General features: G+C 39.2%; 15 protein-coding genes. 1 reads left to right on the plus strand and 14 read right to left on the minus strand.

What is annotated here, in order from left to right; all coding sequences use genetic code 11:
- Positions 1-122: 122 nt before the first annotated feature.
- The gene (locus M1F91_RS06140) at positions 123-602 is read right to left on the minus strand and encodes a sigma factor (protein ID WP_036756170.1); all 480 of its coding nucleotides are present in this window, start codon (positions 600-602) and stop codon (positions 123-125) included.
- 184 nt (positions 603-786) lie between these two features.
- Positions 787-3012 (minus strand): penicillin-binding protein PBP2A, encoded by a 2226-nt coding sequence (gene pbp2a, locus M1F91_RS06145; protein ID WP_247913025.1) that lies wholly within the window; start codon positions 3010-3012, stop codon positions 787-789.
- A gap of 88 nt (positions 3013-3100) precedes the next feature.
- Between pbp2a and M1F91_RS06150 the strand changes: the two genes are divergently transcribed.
- A complete protein-coding gene (locus M1F91_RS06150; protein WP_348982808.1) occupies positions 3101-3976 on the plus strand; it encodes an RluA family pseudouridine synthase in 876 nt (291 codons plus the stop codon).
- 66 nt (positions 3977-4042) lie between these two features.
- Here the strand turns inward: M1F91_RS06150 and gap are convergent, their stop codons facing one another.
- From gap to M1F91_RS06210, 12 genes are all read right to left on the minus strand, one after another.
- Positions 4043-5053, minus strand: a complete 1011-nt coding sequence (gene gap / locus M1F91_RS06155; RefSeq protein ID WP_004251141.1) for a type I glyceraldehyde-3-phosphate dehydrogenase — start codon at positions 5051-5053, stop codon at positions 4043-4045.
- Positions 5054-5362: 309 nt separating this feature from the next.
- Entirely contained in the window at positions 5363-8014 is a 2652-nt protein-coding gene (gene adhE, locus M1F91_RS06160; RefSeq protein WP_247913026.1) for a bifunctional acetaldehyde-CoA/alcohol dehydrogenase, read from the minus strand.
- Between the two features lie 299 nt (positions 8015-8313).
- A complete protein-coding gene (locus M1F91_RS06165) occupies positions 8314-8727 on the minus strand; it encodes an MORN repeat-containing protein (protein ID WP_024056349.1) in 414 nt (137 codons plus the stop codon).
- Positions 8720-9157 carry a low molecular weight protein-tyrosine-phosphatase gene (locus tag M1F91_RS06170; protein WP_006153398.1) on the minus strand — a complete coding sequence of 146 codons (438 nt, stop codon included), beginning with the start codon at positions 9155-9157 and terminating at the stop codon, positions 8720-8722. The genes M1F91_RS06165 and M1F91_RS06170 overlap by 8 nt, the downstream gene beginning before the upstream one ends.
- Positions 9158-9205: 48 nt before the next feature.
- Positions 9206-9526, minus strand: coding sequence for a preprotein translocase subunit YajC (gene yajC, locus M1F91_RS06175; RefSeq protein ID WP_247913099.1), 321 nt, complete (start codon positions 9524-9526; stop codon positions 9206-9208).
- A 124-nt stretch (positions 9527-9650) separates the two neighbouring features.
- Positions 9651-11627, minus strand: a complete 1977-nt coding sequence (tkt, locus tag M1F91_RS06180) for a transketolase (protein WP_247913027.1) — start codon at positions 11625-11627, stop codon at positions 9651-9653.
- 118 nt (positions 11628-11745) lie between these two features.
- Positions 11746-12366 (minus strand): ribonuclease P, encoded by a 621-nt coding sequence (locus tag M1F91_RS06185; RefSeq protein WP_247913028.1) that lies wholly within the window; start codon positions 12364-12366, stop codon positions 11746-11748.
- A gap of 53 nt (positions 12367-12419) precedes the next feature.
- Complete coding sequence (gene jag / locus M1F91_RS06190) at positions 12420-13376, minus strand: RNA-binding cell elongation regulator Jag/EloR (RefSeq protein WP_247913029.1); 957 nt, start codon at positions 13374-13376, stop codon at positions 12420-12422.
- Positions 13377-13390: 14 nt separating this feature from the next.
- The gene (locus M1F91_RS06195; RefSeq protein WP_247913030.1) at positions 13391-14206 is read right to left on the minus strand and encodes a YidC/Oxa1 family membrane protein insertase; all 816 of its coding nucleotides are present in this window, start codon (positions 14204-14206) and stop codon (positions 13391-13393) included.
- The gene (gene rnpA, locus M1F91_RS06200; protein ID WP_247913100.1) at positions 14181-14552 is read right to left on the minus strand and encodes a ribonuclease P protein component; all 372 of its coding nucleotides are present in this window, start codon (positions 14550-14552) and stop codon (positions 14181-14183) included. The genes M1F91_RS06195 and rnpA overlap by 26 nt, the downstream gene beginning before the upstream one ends.
- 310 nt (positions 14553-14862) lie before the next feature.
- Positions 14863-16200, minus strand: a complete 1338-nt coding sequence (locus M1F91_RS06205) for a PFL family protein (protein WP_036756204.1) — start codon at positions 16198-16200, stop codon at positions 14863-14865.
- Between the two features lie 9 nt (positions 16201-16209).
- A complete protein-coding gene (locus M1F91_RS06210; protein ID WP_006149010.1) occupies positions 16210-16476 on the minus strand; it encodes an ACT domain-containing protein in 267 nt (88 codons plus the stop codon).
- Between the last annotated feature and the right edge of the window lie 212 nt (positions 16477-16688).

Consider the following 16688-nt stretch of genomic DNA (forward strand, 5'->3'; position numbering starts at 1 on the left):
GAACCCGTGTTACCGCCGTGAAAAGGCGGTGTCTTAACCCCTTGACCAACGGACCTGAGCTTTTTCAACTCTTTCTATTATACCCACTTTTAGAATCTTGTCAAGATATTGGGTTTATTTTTTTATCTTTTTGGAGAAAAATCTCTTAGCACATGCTTTAGTTCTTTTAACATTGCTTTTCTTCCTTTGAATCGCTCATCAGCTAACAGTCGTTCAAATAACTCCAATTTTTCTTTCCCTAATCCTGCCCGATACTCTTTAAGCACTTCTTGTAATGCGTAAGACTCATCTATCAACAATCCCCCTTCGCCTAATCGATGGCTAATCTCGCTCACTTCTTCATAAGCTTGTCGATCCAATCTTCTTTTGTAACTTTCTTGTTTCCTGACTGCATCCAAAATTCGATTTCGAAACTTTGTTTTGAAGTAGGTATAAAATTCCTTATTTTTATTTTCCTTAAAATCAGGGTGATTTTCTAATAATTCATGTAGGCAAATCATTCCCTCTTGATCCCAATCTTCTTTTTCCCATAAATGAAGGTAGTATTCTTTTCTACACTTATGTACAATAGCTTTTACTTCGTGGTAATTCATGTCTAACATAGTTGTTCTCCTTTTCTGCCATTAGTATAGCAGAGGTAGGGACGAATTATGACATTTCTTCTATTTTGTTATTTATCTTGTCTGATTTTATTTTTTTGAATGTTTGATATTTCGTTGGGATATCTTTTTAGACTTTTTAGGATATAAAAAGAGACAAGAGTTATGCTCTTGTCTTTTAAACAATTTATTGGAACAAATCTACAATTGTATCCCAGACGGTTTTTGCCTTTTCTTTAATTTTTGCATCTGAAATAGCTTTTTCTGCCTCATCAATAAGGTTCTGAGCTCTACTTTGGATATCATTTATAGAGTCATTTGACTGCCCACCACCATTGTCAGTTGACTGATTCGGAACATTTTCAGGAGCAATCCCATTTATTTTATAGGCATTTTCAACTGTAAATGTGCTTCCTGGTGTATAAGGAAGAATTGTTTCTGCCATACTTCTAAAAATATGAGCGGCGCCATTTGATGTCGAACCTGCTAGATAATGATTTTCATCGGTTGTCGGGAAACCAAGCCAGTGACTAATGACTACATCTGGCGTATAGCCGATAACCCACTGGTCACTCGTATACACCGGGTTGAAGGCTGCTTCTGTTGTACCTGTTTTTCCGGCCATAACATAACCATCTGGTGATGAACTTATCCCTGTACCGTTTGTGAATGTCCCTAGCATCATGCTAGTCATTTTATCCACTACGGATTTATCTATCACTCGTTTTTGAGAATTCTTATGGGTAGCAATGACTTGACCACTTGCATTTTCAATACGTGTAATGAAATGTGCTTCAGGCATCAAACCTTCGTTCGCAAATGCTGCATAAGCTTGCGCCATTTGCAGTGGACTAGTTTCCACACCACCGCCCAGTGCAACACCCAACACACGATCTACATTGGTTAAGTTAAGCCCGAATCTTTCGCCTGATTCAAAAGCCTTGTCAATACCAAGTTCCTTAACCGTGGCTACTGCAGGAAGGTTTAGGGATTCAGCTAAAGCCTGGTACATTGGAACTTCTGGAGATGTTTTAATTCCTGCGTAGTTATCTACCTTGTAATCACCATACTCCATAGTATGATTGTCCAACTCTTTATTTAGAGGCCAACCAGCTTCGACTGCTGGGGTATAGACAACTAAGGGCTTAATAGTTGAACCTGGGCTTCTTTTTGATTGAGTTGCATAGTTGAAATTTCGGAAACCAGCTTTATCATCTCCTGCTACACGACCAACAACTCCTCGAACTCCTCCTGTTTTTGGTTCTAGAGCAACACTGCCCGACTCAGCATGAGTTCCATCTTCTGCGGTTGGAAAGAGAGCTGTGTTTTCATAAATGACCTGCATATTAGCCTGGTAATTCTGATCTAATTCCGTATATATACGATAGCCGTTGTTCACAATTTCTTCTTCAGTTAAATTATACTTTTCAATTGCTTCATTAACAACAGCATCAAAATAGGATGGATATCGGTAGTCTGAAACTTTACCTTCATAAGCATCTTGCAGTTGAGAGGCCATATCAACACCCGAAGCTTCCGCTTCTTTGTCTTTATCAATATAGCCAGCAGCGACCATGTTTTGGAGAACGGTGTCTCTACGATTAGTAGAATCTTCAATAGAATTCAAAGGGTTATACAATTCTGGTCCTTTGAGCATTCCAGCTAAAGTTGCAGCTTCATCAAGTGTCAGTTGAGAGGCTGAAACCCCAAAATATTTTTTACTTGCATCTTCAACACCCCAAACTCCATTTCCGAAGTAGGCATTGTTCAAGTACATAGTCAGAATTTCTTTCTTGCTATATTTTTTTGTTAGCTCCAAAGCTAAAAAGAATTCTTTCGCCTTTCTCTGTACAGTCTGATCTTGAGAAAGATAGGCATTCTTCGCCAACTGCTGAGTAATTGTAGAACCACCACCCGAGCGTCCAGCCGTCACTATCGCTAGGAAAAAACGAGCATAGTTAATACCATCGTTCTTATAGAAACTTCTATCTTCTGTAGCAATGACGGCATTTTGTAAGTCTTCACTGATGTCCGAAAGTTCGACATAGGTGCCTTTTTGACCTGACAAAGCGCCTGCTTCTTTTTCCTCTCTGTCAAAAATCAGAGTACGAGTTTTTAAAGCGTTTTGTAGGTCGGTAACATTTGTCGATTTTGCTAGAGCAAACAAATAGACCCCAACAAACAAGCTAGCACTAAGCCCAAGAATCAAAAAGATTTTTGTCAGATGATAGCGACGCCAAAATTTTCGAACAGGGCCAATTGCCCCCGCTTTCTTTCGTCCTGCTCTTGAACGCCGTAAATTGCTCGACACACTTTCTTCTTGTTCAGTTCCATTCATTTCTGTTTTTTCAATTTCAGATTCTTCTTTTTTAAATAAAGAAAGAAATTTTTCAAATAAGGTATCTAATTTCATGCGTATATTTTATCATCTTCCCCATAGGAAGACAAGAATTTTGCTAGTTCCCCTGTCCAAATAAATTGATTTTTGTTACAATATCAGTATGAAATTTACCTTTACGATCCCCAACTCTCTACCCGAAATGACTGTCAAACATTTTCTAGAAGAACAGCTGTTAATACCTAGAAAAATAAGGCACTTTTTGAGAATCAAGAAACACATCCTCATTAATCAAGAAGAAGTCCACTGGCATCAAACGGTCAAGGCTGGAGATGAGTGCCAATTGATTTTCGACGAGGAAGATTATCCTACAAAAAAAATTCTCTGGGGAAATCCCAAACTTGTCGAAGAAGTCTATCAAGACCAACATTTAATTATCGTCAATAAACCTGAGGGTATGAAGACACATGGTAATCAGCCAGACGAGATAGCTCTTCTCAATCATGTCAGCGCCTATGTCGGCCAAACCTGCTATGTTGTTCATCGCTTGGATATGGAAACAAGTGGTCTCGTATTGTTTGCTAAGAATCCATTCATTCTTCCTATCCTTAATCGCTTATTAGAGAAAAAAGAGATTTCTCGAGAATACTGGGCTCTGGTTGATGGAAGATTAGAGGCTAAGGACTTGATCTTCCGAGATAAAATCGGTCGCAATCGTCACGATCGTAGAAAAAGAATTGTGGATCAAAAAAATGGTCAATACGCCGAAACTCATGTAACTCGATTAAAGCTGTTTCAAAACAAAACCAGTCTCGTTCGGTGTAGATTAAAAACAGGACGTACTCATCAGATTCGAGTCCACCTATCTCGCCACGGACATCCAATCCTCGGGGACCCTCTCTACAACCCACACTCAAAAAGCAAGAGACTGATGCTTCACGCATTTAAACTATCCTTTATCCACCCTCTGACTTTAAATAAATTAAGCTTTACTGCACTCTCAGATACATTTGAAAGAGAATTAAAACAAAATGGATGATTTTATCATCCATTTTTATAGATACAAAAAGCAAGACCGATTGGTCTTGCTTTTTCGACTCAGAAATTATTTAGCAATTTTTGCGAAGTATTCAAGAGTACGTACAAGTTGTGCAGTGTATGACATTTCGTTGTCGTACCATGATACAACTTTAACCAATTGTTTACCGTCAACGTCAAGAACTTTAGTTTGAGTTGCGTCAAACAATGAACCGTATGACATACCTACGATATCTGAAGATACGATTGGATCTTCTGTGTAACCGTATGATTCGTTTGAAGCTGCTTTCATAGCTGCGTTCACTTCATCAACAGTAACGTTCTTTTCAAGAACAGCTACCAATTCAGTAACTGATCCAGTTGGAGTTGGAACGCGTTGTGCAGATCCGTCAAGTTTACCATTCAATTCTGGAATTACAAGACCGATAGCTTTAGCAGCACCAGTTGAGTTAGGAACGATGTTTGCAGCACCAGCGCGAGCACGACGAAGGTCACCACCACGGTGTGGTCCGTCAAGGATCATTTGGTCACCAGTGTAAGCGTGGATAGTAGTCATCAATCCTTCTACAACACCGAAGTTATCTTGAAGAGCTTTAGCCATTGGAGCCAAGCAGTTTGTAGTACATGAAGCACCTGAGATAACTGTTTCAGTACCATCAAGAACGTCGTGGTTAGTGTTAAATACAACTGTTTTAACGTCATTTCCACCAGGAGCAGTGATAACAACTTTCTTAGCGCCACCTGCATGCAAGTGTTTTTCAGCAGCTTCTTTCTTAGCAAAGAAACCAGTCGCTTCAAGAACGATTTCTACACCGTCGTTAGCCCAGTCGATTTGTTCTGGATCACGTTCAGCAGAAACTTTAACGAATTTACCGTTAACTTCGAATCCACCTTCTTTAACTTCCACAGTTCCGTCGAAACGACCTTGAGTTGTGTCATATTTCAACAAGTGTGCAAGCATAACTGGATCTGTAAGGTCGTTGATGCGAGTAACTTCAACACCTTCTACGTTTTGGATACGACGGAAAGCAAGACGACCGATACGACCGAAACCGTTAATACCAACTTTAACTACCATTAGTGATTTCCTCCTTATGAAAATCATGAAAATTTTATTGTGAAAAGAGTAACTTGAATCACTACAAATCACCTTTCAACAAACCTATTATATAACTATTTTAGTTTTATTGCAAGCGCTGACGTTGATTTTCACTTCAGTTTTCTACTTTCTAGATACACAATTTTATATAGATTCCCTTTGTCAAAAGTCTATCAACATGCATCTTTATAGTTATTTACTAAACTTTTTTGTTAAACTTTTAACCTCTTCTATTTTGAAAAACTATAAAAAGAGACAGGATACCTCCTGTCTCTGACTGGTAACCAATTATTTAAGACGTCCTGGTCTTTCTTTGTAACCATAGTAAGCATCTTCGATGATTTCTTGCATATGGTCAACCATTGGAAGACGTGGGTTTGCAGGCGAACATTGATCTTCATAAGCAAGGAAGGCCAATTCACGTGAATGTTCTTTCCATTCTTTCTCGTCAACACCTTGTGCTTTGAAGTTCATTTCGATACCTACGCGCTCACCGAGTTCGTAAACAGCTTTAGCATAAGATGCAACTCCTTCTTCTGGAGTAGAAGCTGGAAGTCCAAGCATACGAGCGATATCTTGATATTTCTCATCTGCACGGTAGTAGTTGTACTTAGGCCATGTAGCTGTCTTAGCTGGGCGTGTACCATTGTAACGGATAACGTATGGAAGCAAGATTGCATTTGTACGTCCGTGAACTGTGTGGAATTGTGCACCAATCTTGTGAGCCATTGAGTGAGAAATACCTAGGAAGGCATTAGCAAAGGCCATACCAGCAATAGTTGAAGCGTTATGCATTTTCTCACGTGAGTGGAAGTCTGCATTCTTAACTGAGCTTTCAAGGTTTTCAAATACGAGTTTGATCGCTTGAAGAGCAAGTCCATCAGTGTAGTCGCTAGCCATTTGTGATACGTAAGCTTCAGTTGCGTGAGTCAATACGTCCATACCAGTATCAGCGGCAACAAATCCAGGAACTGTCAATACCAAGGCAGGGTCTACGATTGCCACGGTTGGTGTCAATGAGTAGTCAGCGATTGGGTATTTACGGTTGTTTGCTTTATCAGAGATAACGGCAAATGGAGTTACTTCAGATCCTGTACCAGATGTAGTTGGGATCGCGATGAATTTAGTCTTCTTACCAAGCAATGGGAATTTGAAGGCACGTTTACGGATATCCATGAATTTTTGTACAAGGTCACGGAAGTCCACTTCTGGTTGCTCGTAGAAGAGCCACATTACTTTAGCAGCGTCCATTGGTGATCCACCACCAAGAGCAATGATTGTATCTGGTTTGAAGGAACGCATAATCTCAGTACCACGTTCAACTGTAGTGATATCTGGATCTGGTTCTACATCTGCAAAGATTTGGTAAACAACCTTATTGCGACGAAGGTCAAGTTGTTCGATGATACGATCAAGGAAGCCAAGCTCTACCATAGCGTGGTCAGTAACGATCATGACACGCTCAACGTCACGACATTTTTGAAGGTATTGAATTGAATCACGTTCAAAGTATGTTTTTGAAGGAAGTTTCATCCATTGCATGTTATTTCTCCGTCTTCCGACTTTTTTGATATTCAAGAGGTTAATGGCGCTAACGTTATCCCCAACTGAGTTACGTCCGTAAGAACCACATCCGAGTGTCAATGATGGCAAGAAGGCATTATAAACATCCCCGATACCACCGAAAGTAGAAGGTGAGTTACAGATAACACGAATAGCTTTAACAGCTTTACCAAATTCTTTAGTCAGTTCTTCATCAGCAGTATGGATGGCAGCTGAGTGTCCAAGACCGTTAAATTCAACCATTTGACGAGCTTTAGAAATACCATCTTCGCGACTTTCAGATTTCAAAACTGCGATAACTGGTGACAATTTTTCACGAGTCAACGGCTCGTTTTCGCCAACTTCTTTACATTCTGCAGCAAGAATGTTTGTTCCTTCTGGAACAGTAAATCCTGCTTGTTCTGCGATCCAAGTTGCTGGTTTCCCAACGATGTCAGCGTTCAATTTTGCACCAGCACAGTTTTTGCTGTTTGCTTTCACGCCGAAGCAGAACTCTTCAAGAAGAGCTTTTTCTTTTTTGTTTACAAAGTAAGTGTGGTAAGATTTGAACTCTGCTACAAATTCATCATAAATTTCTTTATCAATAATAACCGCTTGTTCAGATGCACAGACCATACCATTATCAAATGATTTAGACATTACGATATCGTGAGCAGCTTGGCGAATGTTGGCTGATTTTTCAACATAAGCTGGAACGTTTCCGGCACCTACCCCAAGAGCTGGTTTACCACATGAGTATGCAGCTTTAACCATGGCATTTCCACCTGTTGCAAGGATTGTTGCAATACCTTCGTGGTTCATCAATGCGCTAGTTGCTTCCATAGATGGTTCAGTAATCCACTGTACACAGTTTTCAGGAGCTCCTGCTTTAATCGCTGCATCACGCACGATTTGAGCAGCGTGAGCTGATGATTCTTGAGCTGATGGGTGGAATGCAAAGACAATAGGATTACGAGTCTTCAATGAAATCAAAGCTTTAAAGATTGCTGTTGAAGTTGGGTTAGTTGTTGGAGTGATACCACAAACAACACCAACTGGTTCAGCGATAAGAGTCAATCCTGTCACATCGTCTTCTTCAATAACACCAACTGTTTTAGTGTGGCGCATGTTGTTTACTACGTGCTCACAGGCAAACAAGTTCTTAGTCGCTTTATCTTCAAATACTCCACGTCCTGTTTCTTCAAAGGCATGTAAAGCCAATTCTCCGTGAGCATCAAGTGCTGCAACTGAAGCTTTTGCTACGATATAATCGACTTGATCTTGGTCAAGTTTACGCATTTCTTCAAGGGCAACCAAAGCTTTTTGCACCAAACCATCAACATGCTTTTCAGCAGCGAGTTTCTTTTCCTCTGGTGTTACAGTTTTTTTATCAGCCATATTTTCCTCCATAGCTTTCAAGGATTGTAAGTCCTTTGTTAATTTTTTCACAATCTTATTATAACTCTTTTTTCAAGATTTGTAAACAGTTTCATAGAAATTTCACAAACTTTTTTTATTCGCTTGTGAAAATAATTTTGCACAGCCCTACCCATACGCTTTTTAGCTTATACTTTGTGAATAATCCCATAAAACTTTTATTTTTCACAAACTTCATTGTAAAAAGGCATTGAAAGGTGTCTCAATTTCCATGTAAGCGCTTTCTATGAGTGCGGTATATAACCCCCTCTAAGAGGAGGTTATTGTGCTTGTTGGAAGAGCCCTTGTTTAAAGTCACCTTCATAGACAACTTCTTGCTCTGTAGTCAGTTTTCCTTTTCCTTCAGCTTGGCCATTAACAAAGTCACCTTCATAAACCCAGCCTTCTTTAGCTTGGTAGGTCCCTTTACCATTAAATGCTCCATTTTTAAATTCACCAGTATAAGTGTCGCCATTTGAGAAGGTCATTGTGCCTTTGCCATTCATCTTTCCACGTACAATACTTCCATCATATACAAGTGAATCGCCATCCAGTTTCAAAACTCCTTGCTTAGGCATATTCCCTACAAATACAAATATAGCACAAAGAGCTATGACTACTACTGTTGCAATTTCCAAACGAGGACGCGTTATATAGACACTGTACTTATCATAGAATTTCTTTAAATTATCCATTTTTTGCCTCATTTTCTAAACGTGTTAGCCAAGCTTGGCAACCAGTTAAAACTCGATCGTAAGTTTCATCAAAATCACCTGTATACCATGGATCAGGAACACCCTCAGAAGCAAATGCCTCTAGCTTGTGTTGTTGGTCTTGAGGACACATCCGAGTCAAATCTAGAAGATTGGACTCGTCCATTCCAATGACATAATCAAAATATTCAAAATCATCCTTAGAAATTTGCTGTGATGTTTTTGATGAATCGTAAGGAATCTCGTGAGCTTTAAAAATTTTCTGAGTTCCTTTGTGAATTGGGTTGCCATGTTCCCAAGAAGAAGTTGCTCTACTTTCAATCTCATAATCATCGGTTAAAGATTTCATAACAAATTCTGCCATAGGACTACGGCAAATATTACCAAGACATACAAAAACAACTTTCTTCATTATTGTTCCTCATCTTCATAGAAAAAGGGGTATGAGATCCACCCCGTTTTATTCTTCAATCGCGCTTTCACCATCGACAACTGTACCTTCTGATGTAACAGCCTCTTTAAGTGGCAAGACAGATTTGATAGCTCCAAGTTCAAAAGTCAAGTAAACTCCGTCTACATCAAGTACGATCGTTCTGTTTTCGGTATCAACTTCATCAACTGTACCGTATAAACCACCGATAGTAATGACTTCATAGCCTTTTTGAAGTTTATTGAGACTCTCCATACGCTTTTGCGCTTGTTTCTTTTGAGAACGTTGCATAAAGAACATCAAGGCAAACATTCCTACAAGCATGATCACAAATGTTAAATTTGGACTAATATTTTCCATAGTATTTTCTCCTTTGTATTTTACATAGGACTACTATATCAAATTTCACTATTTTTTACAAGATTGCACCTTAGTTTTAGATCAATAAAAAACCAGAGCAAAGCTCTGATTTTTCTTATTTCAAGTTGTTTACGATTTCCACTAAGTTTTCAACTGTAAATCCATACTCTGCCAACACTTTTGAAGCTGGGGCAGATGCTCCAAAAGTATCAATACCGAGAACTGCTCCATCAAGACCAACGTATTTGTACCAGTTTTGAGTCGCTCCCATTTCAACCGCCACACGGCGACGAACTGCATTTGGTAGGATTTCTTCTTTGTATGCGGCATCTTGTGCATCAAAGACATCCGTAGATGGCATGCTGACTACGCGAACTTTTCCACCTTGACTTGCCAATTCTTTAGCAGCTGCAACAGCTAGATTAACCTCTGAACCTGTTGCAATCAAAATCGTGTCAAAGTCTGTAGCATTTTCATAGACAACATAAGCACCTTTCGCAACCTTATCAAAGTTTGTCCCTTCCTCAACAGTCAAGTTTTGACGAGTCAAGACGAGGGCAGTTGGTGTTTTCTCACTATTCACTGCAAGATACCAAGCTGCTTGAGTTTCACGCGCATCTGCTGGACGGAAAACATTAAGGTTTGGAATCGCGCGAAGTCCTGCCAAGTGCTCAATCGGTTCATGAGTTGGTCCATCTTCACCAACTGCGATTGAATCGTGAGTAAAGACATAGGTTACAGGAAGACCTTGTAAGGCTGACAAACGAACTGCTGCTTTAAGATAGTCTGAGAATACGAAGAAAGTTCCACCGTAAACTCGAAGTCCACCGTGAAGAGCCATTCCGTTCAAAACTGTACCCATTGCAAATTCACGAACACCAAATTGGATATTACGGTTCAAGCGATTGGCATCGTCCTGAAGTCCGTCCGTTTTGATGTAAGTCATATTTGAATGAGCAAGATCGGCAGAACCACCTAAAAAGTTTGGCATTTTTTCTGCTATAACATTCAAAGCATCTTGGCTAGAATTACGAGTTGCTTGAGAGAAGCCATTTTCTAAAGCTGGGAAGTCTTCTGGAGTCAATTCAACTGGATCGCGTCCGTCGATAATGGCTTCCACTTCTGCAACAAGCTCTGGGTAAGCTTCTTTATAATCTGCAACTAGTTTTGTCCATGCTTCATATGCTGATGCACCTCGGTCCGCAACATTTTCTTTGAAATCAGCATAAACTTCTGCTGGGATTTCAAATGGTTCGTAGTCCCAACCAAGGGCTTGACGAGTTGCAGCCGTTTCGTCTGCACCAAGAGGAGCACCATGTACGGCATTAGTTCCTTGTTTGTTTGGGGAACCATAACCAATAACAGTTTTTACTTCAATCAAAGATGGTTTCCCTGAAACCTTAGCTTCTTCAATAGCTGCTTGAATAGCTTCTAAGTCTGTCCCATCTTCAACCAAGGCTGTATGCCAACCGTAAGCATTGTAACGATCGCGAACACTCTCTGTGAATGAATCTTTTGTCTCACCGTCCAAGTTGATATCATTTGAATCATAGAGAACAACCAATTTGTCAAGTTTCTGCAAACCTGCATAAGAAGCAGCTTCACTTGATACACCTTCCATCAAGTCACCATCTCCACAGATAACATATGTGTAGTGATCAAAGATGTTATAACCTTCGCGGTTATACTTGGCTGCAAGGAAACGTTCTGCTTGTGCAAAACCTGTCGCAGTTGCAATCCCTTGTCCTAGAGGACCTGTTGTTGCATCAACCCCTGCTGTATGACCAAATTCTGGGTGACCTGGAGTTTTAGAACCCCATTGACGGAAGCTCTTCACTTCATCCATGCTCACATCTTCAAATCCAGAAAGGTGAAGAAGGGCATAGAGAAGCATTGATCCGTGACCCGCTGAAAGAATAAAACGGTCGCGGTTGATCCAGTTTGGTTGAACTGGATTGATACGAAGTTCTTTAGTGAAAAGGCTGTAAGCCATCGGTGCTGCACCCATTACCACCCCTGGGTGACCTGAATTCGCTTTATTAATAGCGTCAATACCCAAGAAACGAATAGCATTAACAGATAGATTTGACATAGAATTTCCTTTCTATTTAAGGTGATAAGTTTATCACATATCCTATTCTACTATTATATGAAAAAACAGATAGAATAGCAATAAAACAATTTACTATAAAATGACTCAGCCGATTATACTAATCTCTAGTCACTTGATAGTAAGGTGATAGTTTTTCAAAACCTCTATCAAGTTTATCTAGAAGCTTATCTATAGTATCTTCATCGGCTACTGGAATATCAACTTTTACTAAAACCTTACGAATCTCCTGATTGGATAATTGTTGTCTTAAAAGTTGCCTATTCTCCTCAGTAGCTTGTACTCTATAGCTTTCATCGTTTTTCTGAACCCAATAATAGATTCCATCAACCACTGGGATATCCAATATTTTAGCCTGTTTTGACAAGGTAGTCTCATCTTTCTTTCTCTCTACAAAGCTGACTTCTATAGAGATTCCCCAATTATTCTGATTTCCATACAAACGAAGAGCCATCATGGGCTCTGTTACATGCCCCTCTCTCTGTAAATATACCCAGAAATGTGGTCGTAATCTCTGCGCTTGATTCATCCATTGACTGGTTGGGTGTAAATTCCAATCGGAATGCCTAGCTTGAAAACATTTCGCTAGGTGAGTAAATGCCTTTCGCGCTTCCTGCCCTTTTTGACGCAGGTCTAGCATTTTATCCTTTTCAGCTCCTGCTTTTTCAGGATTCCGGTACTGTTCCCCTTGATAAGCAAGATAGTCCTTGATTTCTTTCATTTTATTCCTTCTTCAGTTAGAAAAAAATCAGGTTTCCCCTGATTTTTCATTTTTTATTCTGTGTCAACAACAACGTAACGATTTGGTTCGTCACCTTCAGAGTAGCTAGTAACACCTTCCATTCGTGAGATGATACGATGGATAATTTTACGCTCGCTGCTTGACATTGGATCTGTCATCTGACTACGGCCTTCTTCCAAGACACGTGTAGCTAATTTTTGAGCATAACTCTGTAACACTTCTGCACGATGTTCTACATAATCATTCACGTTGATAGTAATGTAGAAAGTTTTTGAATAACGATTGTAGAGGTAATTTTGTGCCAAAAGTTGAAGAGATTTCAAAACCTTACCATGGTAACCAATGATACGACCTGGCTCATTTGTATCGATTTGCATGTTGATAGAGCGACGGTTAGAGGTGCTAGAAATAGTTCCCTCAACATCCATATCATCGATGATTGCTTGAACATAATTGGTTACTTCTTCAACAACCTTTTCGGTGTTGTATGTTGGCTCGACTTTCAAACCAAGATTTTCTAAGTCGCTGCCTTTTTCAGGCTCAACTTCATCTTGAGTTTCTTCAGGTTGCAATTCTTTTAAAACTTCAATATGGCCTGTTTCTTCTAAAATCGTGCTGGCTTCTTTATCATTCTTAAGAATTTCAGCCTTGACTTCTTCAGAAATTTCTTGGCCTTCTTCTTCAATTTTCTTGATAGCTGCAACTACATGTCCCAAATCAACGGTCGCTTCGCTAACTGTTTTAACTGGATCATTTTGATCATTAATTTCTTTTGGAACACCCTTGATCGCCTGCTGATTTGCTTTTACAACAGTTGTTTCACTGATTGCTTCGATATCAACTTGAGCTGGTTTTGTACCAAAAAGTCCAAAAAATCCCTTTTTCTCTCTCGAAACAACTTTGATATGAGCTTTCATTCTCGGAATATTTAATTCATTCAATCCCTTTTGGATTGCTTCTTCAACTGTTGAACCTGTAAATAATACCATTATCAGATTTCTCCTTACTTTTTCTTTTTCTGTGCTTTCTTTAGAGCTTTTCTTTTCTTAACTTCTAAATCCTTCTTAGCTTGCACATCAGCTTCACGCTCTGCAATGATTTTGAAGGGGTTGTTCAAAAGGTAAGTTTGCAATACTTGATAAGCATTTGAAACCGCCCAGTAAAGAGCGACCCCACTTGGAGCAGATATTGCAAAAAAGAAGATTATAACAGGCATCCCATACATCATACCTGTCATTGCACCATTTTTCTCAGGCAAAGCTTTATTTGAAAGCCAGCTACTGAGGAAGGTGAATAGGGCAGCTAAAATAGGTAGTACGAAAGTGCCATCAGCTCCACCTAGATTGAACCATAAGAAGTGGCCTGTCTTCAAAAAATCTACGTTTGATAAAGCTTGGAAAAGAGCCAATAGAATTGGCATTTGAATCAAAAGTGGCCAGAAGGATGCAGATTGCTTAATGCCTAATTCTTTAAATAATTTACGTGTTTCCTGATCTAGCTTAGTACGACTTTCCATATCGCGACCTGGATAACGTTCGCGCAATTCTTTGATAAGAGGTTGCGCCTCTTGCATTTTTCTGGAAGCCACCATTTGTGTTTGAAAGACTGGTAACAGTATTGTTCTAATCAAGACTGTGAACAGAATAATCCCTAAACCAATGCTGACATCAAATGACAAAAATCGAATAGTTTCAGCAAAAAAATAAACAAGCTTACTCCAAAAGTCTGCAGAATCTGCAGACACTTCACTAGTTGCACAAGCAGTCATTACCAATAAGGACAAACCTAACAAACTAGTCAATTGTAATTTCTTCTTCACTCTTATTTCCTTCCTGGTAAATCTTTGCTAATCTCAAAACATGAAGTAAGTTTTTTTCAATTTCTGCATATTCTAGTAGTTCAACGCCTTTTCGAGCAATCACAACAAAATCGACATTATCAACAAGTTGATTACTATTTTGAATGAGAACATGCCGGATTCTTCTCTTGATTTGGTTTCTTGTCACAGCATTTCCTAATTTTTTACTGACTGATAAACCTACTCGAAAATGTGTTTCATTGTTTTCTAATCGATAAATAACAAATTTTCGATTAGCTACACTTGTTCCCTTTTTAAATATGGCGTCGAAATCTTTCTCTTTTTTTACACGAAAGCTTTTTCTCAAAAATTCTACTCCATCTAATAAAACTACTACTATTATACCATAATTTTTCAAAAAACCAATCATGGCAAGGTTTTAGGCTGGTTTGACTTCGAAAAAAGTAGCCATTCTTAAAAAATTTGACCAGAATCAATGAAATTTTACTAGTTTTTTAAAGAATACAAAACAAAAGCCACTCTTACGAGCGACTTTTGTAGGAGATTATTATGAAAAAGTTTAGGATTTCTATTAAATAAAGTTAGGAGGTCTTTATTTAATGATTAGAGTATACACACCTATCCTTAAATTGAACTTAAATCATTTTATTTTTTTATTAATTTTTAAAACTATGAATTGGAGCTGGAATCTGTCCTCCACGAGCAATGAAATCAGCCGAAGAAGCTCCATTGACTTTCATAACTGGGGCAGTTCCTAGCAAGCCACCAAACTCAATCATATCGCCTTCTTTACCCTTTGGAATGATACGGACAGCTGTGGTTTTCATATTAATAACACCAATTGCTGCCTCATCCGCAATCATAGCCGCAATCGTTTCTGCCGGGGTATCTTCTGGAATGGCAATCATATCCAATCCAACTGAACAGATAGCAGTCATGGCTTCTAATTTCTCAAGATTTAGGGAACCATTTTGCACTGCTGCTATCATACCCTCATCTTCTGAAACTGGGATGAAAGCACCTGACAGACCACCGACTTGGTTGCAAGCCATTACTCCGCCTTTTTTTACTTGGTCATTTAAAAGAGCTAAAGCGGCAGTCGTCCCATGAGTCCCAACTGTTTCCAGTCCCATTTCTTCCAAAACCCGAGCTACAGAATCCCCCACTGCAGGAGTAGGTGCTAAACTCAAATCAACAATCCCAAAATCAACACCTAGTCTTTCACTAGCCATCTGGCCAACTAATTGACCAATCCGAGTAATCTTGAAGGCTGTCTTTTTAACAGTTTCAGCAACTACATCAAAGCTTTGGCCTCGAACTTTTTCTAGGGCACGTTTGACTACACCAGGCCCTGAAACACCTACGTTGATAATAACATCAGCTTCACCAACACCATGAAAAGCTCCGGCCATAAAAGGATTGTCCTCAACTGCATTGGCAAAAACGACAAGTTTTGCAGCCCCCATATCTGAAAGCTCAGCTGTCTCCTTGATAATTCGACCCATATCAGCTACAGCAGTCATGTTGATTCCTGACTTGGTTGAACCAATATTTACTGAAGAGCAAACTTTATCAGTTTCAGCTAAAGCACGTGGAATCGAATTGATGAGTATTTCATCTCCTTTTTGGTAGCCTTTTTGAACTAAGGCAGAAAAGCCACCAATAAAATCGACACCAATTTCTTTTGCTGCTCTATCTAAAGCTTTGGCTAACGGTACATAGTCCCTTGCATTTGTAGCAGCACCAATTAGAGAAATCGGTGTTACTGATACACGTTTATTGACAATAGGTATACCTAACTCAGCAGCAATTTCATCACCGACAGCCACTAAATTTGCCGCCTTAGTCGTAACTTTTTCATATATTTTATCTGCAGCCTTATCAATATCTGGATCAATACAATCAAGTAGAGAAATCCCCATGGTAATGGTACGAATATCAAAATTCTGCTCTTCAATCATTGCAATAGTTTCGGTAACTTGTCTAATATCCATAAGCACCTCCTAGATATTATACATAGCATCGAAAATAGCCGCGCTCTGAATATTGATTTTGACATTCAAGGTCTGGCCAAAGGCTTCAAACTCATTTCTTAGTTGAGTAAAATCATGTTTTTCATCACTGGATACTACAGCCATCATGGTGAAGAACTCATCCAAGACAGTTTGTGAAATATCATCAATATTTAATCCTAATTCAGCAATCTTAGTCGCAACACCTGCAACAATACCACCCTTATCTTTTCCAACAACAGTTATAATAGCTTTCATATTGGTCCTCCATCTTTGAAATCATAGAAAAATAACCATATCTATATTTTTCTTTTTTCTCAGTATAGCACATTTACTTCAAAAAAACTAAAAAACGCCTGCTTACGAAATTGTTCTTAAAAGAAAAACAATTTCGTAAACAAGCGTCTACCCTACCATCTTATGATGAGTGTTCCCGCTAGGACAAAAGTCCTAGCGGTAGACCAGAGCTA

The organism is Streptococcus sp. oral taxon 431, from assembly GCF_023110115.1.
GTDB lineage: Bacteria > Bacillota > Bacilli > Lactobacillales > Streptococcaceae > Streptococcus.